The organism is Vibrio sp. YT-18 (genome assembly GCF_033337345.1).
Classification (GTDB): domain Bacteria; phylum Pseudomonadota; class Gammaproteobacteria; order Enterobacterales; family Vibrionaceae; genus Vibrio; species Vibrio alginolyticus.
Genome location: NZ_JAWOQO010000043.1, coordinates 1 through 4,438 on the forward strand (window position 1 = coordinate 1; position 4,438 = coordinate 4,438).

The 4,438-nt window shown below is 42.6% G+C and carries 8 protein-coding genes; 1 reads left to right on the top strand and 7 read right to left on the bottom strand.

The window, feature by feature from the left end:
* Positions 1-975: 975 nt before the first annotated feature.
* On the bottom strand, positions 976-1,224 hold the full coding sequence (locus R7M72_RS23975) for a hypothetical protein (protein WP_005398517.1): 249 nt from the start codon (positions 1,222-1,224) through the stop codon (positions 976-978).
* A gap of 158 nt (positions 1,225-1,382) precedes the next feature.
* Between R7M72_RS23975 and R7M72_RS23980 the strand changes: the two genes are divergently transcribed.
* Complete coding sequence (locus R7M72_RS23980) at positions 1,383-1,598, top strand: hypothetical protein (RefSeq protein WP_031819061.1); 216 nt, start codon at positions 1,383-1,385, stop codon at positions 1,596-1,598.
* A gap of 234 nt (positions 1,599-1,832) precedes the next feature.
* Here the strand turns inward: R7M72_RS23980 and R7M72_RS23985 are convergent, their stop codons facing one another.
* The 6 genes from R7M72_RS23985 to R7M72_RS24005 form a co-directional block, all read right to left on the bottom strand.
* Positions 1,833-2,003 (bottom strand): hypothetical protein, encoded by a 171-nt coding sequence (locus R7M72_RS23985; protein ID WP_005398424.1) that lies wholly within the window; start codon positions 2,001-2,003, stop codon positions 1,833-1,835.
* Positions 2,004-2,019: 16 nt separating this feature from the next.
* Positions 2,020-2,307: a NadS family protein gene (gene nadS, locus R7M72_RS23990; protein WP_029946694.1), complete on the bottom strand. Its 288-nt coding sequence runs from the start codon at positions 2,305-2,307 to the stop codon at positions 2,020-2,022.
* Positions 2,297-2,689: a type II toxin-antitoxin system RelE/ParE family toxin gene (locus R7M72_RS23995; RefSeq protein ID WP_224723981.1), complete on the bottom strand. Its 393-nt coding sequence runs from the start codon at positions 2,687-2,689 to the stop codon at positions 2,297-2,299. Before R7M72_RS23995 ends, nadS begins: the two co-directional genes overlap by 11 nt.
* 61 nt (positions 2,690-2,750) lie before the next feature.
* Complete coding sequence (locus R7M72_RS26365) at positions 2,751-2,984, bottom strand: MbeD/MobD family mobilization/exclusion protein (protein WP_169567099.1); 234 nt, start codon at positions 2,982-2,984, stop codon at positions 2,751-2,753.
* Positions 2,985-3,452, bottom strand: a complete 468-nt coding sequence (locus tag R7M72_RS26370) for an MbeB family mobilization protein (protein ID WP_203506492.1) — start codon at positions 3,450-3,452, stop codon at positions 2,985-2,987.
* A 687-nt stretch (positions 3,453-4,139) separates the two neighbouring features.
* Positions 4,140-4,438: MobC family plasmid mobilization relaxosome protein (locus tag R7M72_RS24005; RefSeq protein WP_318056349.1), on the bottom strand; the 299-nt coding region annotated here is incomplete at its 5' end.

Here is a 4,438-nt window from a genome sequence, read left to right on the forward strand (position 1 = left end):
CTCTCTCACCCAAGGAGCTAATTCCGCACCATCACACCGATCTTTCAGAGCTTGAAGTTCAGTCTCAGTGACTCTGATCTTGATGGACTTTTCTCGTATTACTTTCTTCTTTTCAGTCATGGTAATTCTTTAGTTTGAGTGCTTTTAACTAGGGTTAAGGGAGCGTAGCGTCCCTTACAAGGCACAATGACAACGTAACGAAGTGGAGGGGTCTTTGTGTAGCCTTGCTTATGTGCTTAACAAAAGATAGAAAGTAAGATAAAGAAATGCAAATAAGGGAAATCATGAAGTATCAAACAATGACAGTAAGAGCAAAGAGGAGGCTAGCCAAGCTAGCGCAAACCACCCTTTCGGCTGCGCCGACCCCTACCCATTTCAACTCAAATTTATGAGTGATTTGGGTATCTTTTTGGTCGCTTTCAGATTGGGTAAGTCTCTTCCCTTTCGGGCTGCCCTGCGCTGTGAGTAAGGCTTTACGCCCCCATTCCAGTCTCACAACACTAATCAATTATTCCTTTTCCGCAGTTCTCCCTCTAGCAGCTACAAGAGAGCGGTTTTATCGTGCTTTCGCAAGTTTTGATTAGTGCCTTTACCTGCCACCTTTGGAACTTCCCTTGGTCGGTGGCTGATGCGCATCGCTCTGTCCAAAACATCTTGAGTCCAAACAGAGTGCAGGAATACTTGAAGTGCTTAAACGATATGGGCTATCATGAAAGGACTTACACAGGCCGTCAAACCGGTAAGTATTCCGATCAAAGCCGACCTTGCAGGGTCGGTTTTGTCACATCTGGGGATTGAGATTACAACCAAAGAGCTGGGATCTCAACGATCCTTTTCTAAGGTAATGAACGTCCTCAAGAAAAACGCCTCCCATTGGGAGGCGTTTTTCGTATCTGCCAGATGTAAAAAAGGTCGCCGGTTTGGGCAACCTTTTGCGTTCTATCGTTCAGTTCGCACAACGAGTGTTACGTTAAATTACTCATTACTTTCTTTTAAACCAAAGCAGTCCCACTCTATCAGCAATCGACTAAAATTATTTTTTGAAAGATATTTGGCATCTACACACTTACCATCATCATCGTACAGCACAAGGAAAAAAGAACTCGATTCTAGTGTACGACCTAACGAAAGCCATTGAGCAACAATTGTCTCGTAATGTTCTTGATATGATGCGATTTCAAAGCCTTTGTTATTCGATGTTTTAAAATAAATTTTTAGTTTCACGCTTTATCCCATTTATCTCATACACATCATATTTAAGACTAGGTTTGTGTGAGCAATTGAACGTTCTTAATAGACTTAGGCCAAAAAAAACCACTATATACGCAATTGAGCACTATTATAAAGTTACATGCATATCAACACTTTGTGAGTATTGCGTTATGGCTTTGTGTAAAATAAAAAAATACGACACTTTAGTAGATGCTCATACGATTAAACTTCTCGAAAATTTAACAATGGAAATTGGAAATGAAGAAGTTGCTCTACAAGTCACTATTTTGTCATTTGAAAAACTTTGGCATCAAATGGAAATGCATGGAGAGCCCAAAAACACATTTGAATGGCTTCAAATCGAAGCAAAGAAGCTCATAATTTAAAGCAACATAACGTTGTGGTGGTGATTATTATTCCTATTACGTTAAATAGCCGACTTAGCATCTCAAAACGCCAATCTGACGCTCTCAAAACGCTCCTGGAGCGTTTTTAAGCACTTATCCTTACCTAATTAGCCAGAAATCGGGCTGTAAGTTTGTGACGCTTTCAGAGCGATTTACAGGACAAAAAGTTCGCAGTTCGATTGAAACAAAAAACGCCCTCTAAGGGCGTTTTTTCTATGTTTTCATCTTATCGATGGCATCTTTGGTGATCAGCTCGTTAGCTATCTCTAAGTTCTCTTTGTACTTCTTCTCTTTGTACTTCTCATATTCAAATCGAGATAACGAACTTCTCGGATCGTACTCGTAACGCTGACAGAATTGCTCAAAAGTAACAGCTGCACTCATAGACACCTCTTAATCTTTAAACTGAAAACTTCGCATAAAGCTCTGGCTCTTTAGAGAGTAGAGTTAGGACTTTGCTTGCTAAACCTGTCGGATTTCTCCGTCCTTGCTCCCAACTTTTCACGGTATCAATACTCACATCCATCGCTTGTGCCAACTCTTTTTGGCTGACATCCAGTTGTGCTCGGATCGCTTTAACATCGGCAATCTCATAACGAGTGACATTCGCAGGAGTCTGCTCTCCTTTTGCAATCGCTTCGGCTTGCTTCATCGATGTATAAAGTTCATCAAAAATACTATTGCTCATTGTCATACTCTCTCTTAATCGACCTCGACACTTCTTTAAGGAGATTCTTCTCTTTCTGAGTTAAAGAGTCCTTTCTCCCTTTCTTGTACAGCAACACCAAATAGACAACATCAGGTTGGATCAGTAAGTAAATCGTTCGATAACCACCACTCTTACCTGTCGATTCTCCAGCAAGGCGAACTTTTCTTAGCCCTCCCGTTCCGACAATCAACGATCCCATTTCTGGGTTTTTGATGATGTCTGACTGCAACGCTCGAAACTCTTCATCCGTGAGCATCTCTTTTCGCTGAGATTCAAACAATGGCGTTTCAATAAACTCTAATGCGTAGCTAATAACCCGATCCTCTCCCAAAAGAATAGGAGTACATTGTACTCCTGGCAAGCGTATTTTCAAATGTATTAACGATTAAATCCGAAACCTCGACCTCTGCGATTTTGTCGTGCTAACGACTGCTCTTGCTGTATTGCTTTTCCAACGACTGGAGCTGCTGCGTCAAGTTGTTTACTTGCATGGTCAAGCTGCTCACACTGCTCTGTAAGCGTTGGTTCTCCTCGCTGCTCTGCTCGAATCTTTTCTCTAAATCCTTGTAGAGCTTCACGAACTCGCTGTGCTGCTCCTTGTGCTGCCTCTCTAAAACCTCGAAGGCGTGCAAAAGTTGTTTCTCTAGCTCGGTCATTTATTTCCTCTCCAACTTGATCAGCTCGTTCTTGCCATCGTTCATTGTCCACCCCTCCAGAATCGAGTAACCCTCTGGTATCACAATAAAACGTTCCCCTTTCTGGCTCTCGTACAGAGAAAGCCCCCAAGTCTTGTTCTGGAACTGCTCTAGGATCGCTTTTTGGCGGGCTATCTTTTTCTGATTGTCTAATATCGTCTGCCCTTGATACCAAGCGATCCCGTAACTGACGATCACCAAAAATAACAGGGTCACTGGCAACCAAATCCATGTTTTCATCACCAAGAGATTCAAACGTGATTGCTGCTCTTGGATGTCGTTTATGATTTTCTGCTCGCTTGATTTCAACGCATCTTGAATACGTTGTTCGTGCCTCTCGAAGTCTTTCTTTAGCGTTTGCTCGATAGCGTTGGCTTGCTTCTTCGATTGCGAATTGAAGTCCCTCGCCATATTCAAAATCTTGCTCATACAACAAACCTTTTAATCTTATGTTTCGTTTCCCACTTTCGGGATTCTTAATGCTGATGCTTTTAGCTGTCACTCTGGCAATCTCAAATCCTTTGCTTTCAAGCGCACCAATTACCCCTTTTCGACTACGGATCGCGCCTGATTGAGCAAGATTAAGTAGACCATCGGTAAGAAGTTGCTGAATCTCTTTTGCATCGGATGGAGTGTCTTTAGCACTCACCAAGCCTTGCTGATTAGCAGGGTCATCTGGGTCATGAAGCCCTAGTTCAAGATTCTTAATGGTGCGCCACGCATCGATACGAGGATTGTCTGCAAAGTGGTAGTAAGGTTGAAGTCGCTTGCCAGAATGAAGCTCAATATTTGGAATAACAAAATTCAGCTCTAACCGCCCTTTATCAAGATGCTCTACCCAAAGAATGGAGTATTGGTCTTTGTCTAAGCCTGGTAACAAAGCCTTTTCAAAATCAGCCATGAGGCGATCTTTAATCTCTTGTGATAAGTCCGTTTCAGCAAAACAGAGAAAGCCCGATGTGTACTTTTTGGCGTAAGGACTCGAATCAATGAGTGATTGAACTAAATCAGGATCGCCTTGATTGAGTGTCGCCCTCTCCCGATTTCTATCTTTCCCTAAGAGATAATCAACAGGGCCACTCCCAACGCCCTTACCTCTACGAGCGAACTGAACAATCATACTGAGATCTCATACTGTGCCATTATTTGCCCAAGCTGACGCTCGATTGCTGAAAGTTGAGCCAATACTTGAACCACATTCACGACATCATAATTCTGGGTATTCACTACTCTAGTGATCTGATTCAAGTTATTTCCAAGTCCAGATAACTGGCGCAATAATGCGGGGTCTACTTTAGGAACATTGGCTCTTTTAAGAGTCCGTTCCCCAAGACAAGTCTCTCTCACCCAAGGAGCTAATTCCGCACCATCACACCGATCTTTCAGAGCTTGAAGTTCAGTCTCAGTGACTCTGA

Excerpts from the sequence above, each read along its gene's own strand:
- R7M72_RS23980 (WP_031819061.1), top strand. The coding sequence starts at position 1,383 with ATGGCTTTGTGTAAAATAAAAAAATACGACACTTTAGTAGATGCTCAT.
- R7M72_RS23985 (WP_005398424.1), bottom strand. The coding sequence starts at position 2,003 with ATGAGTGCAGCTGTTACTTTTGAGCAATTCTGTCAGCGTTACGAGTAC.
- nadS (WP_029946694.1), bottom strand. The coding sequence starts at position 2,307 with ATGAGCAATAGTATTTTTGATGAACTTTATACATCGATGAAGCAAGCC.
- R7M72_RS26365 (WP_169567099.1), bottom strand. The coding sequence starts at position 2,984 with ATGACCGAGCTAGAGAAACAACTTTTGCACGCCTTCGAGGTTTTAGAG.
- R7M72_RS26370 (WP_203506492.1), bottom strand. The coding sequence starts at position 3,452 with ATGAGCAAGATTTTGAATATGGCGAGGGACTTCAATTCGCAATCGAAG.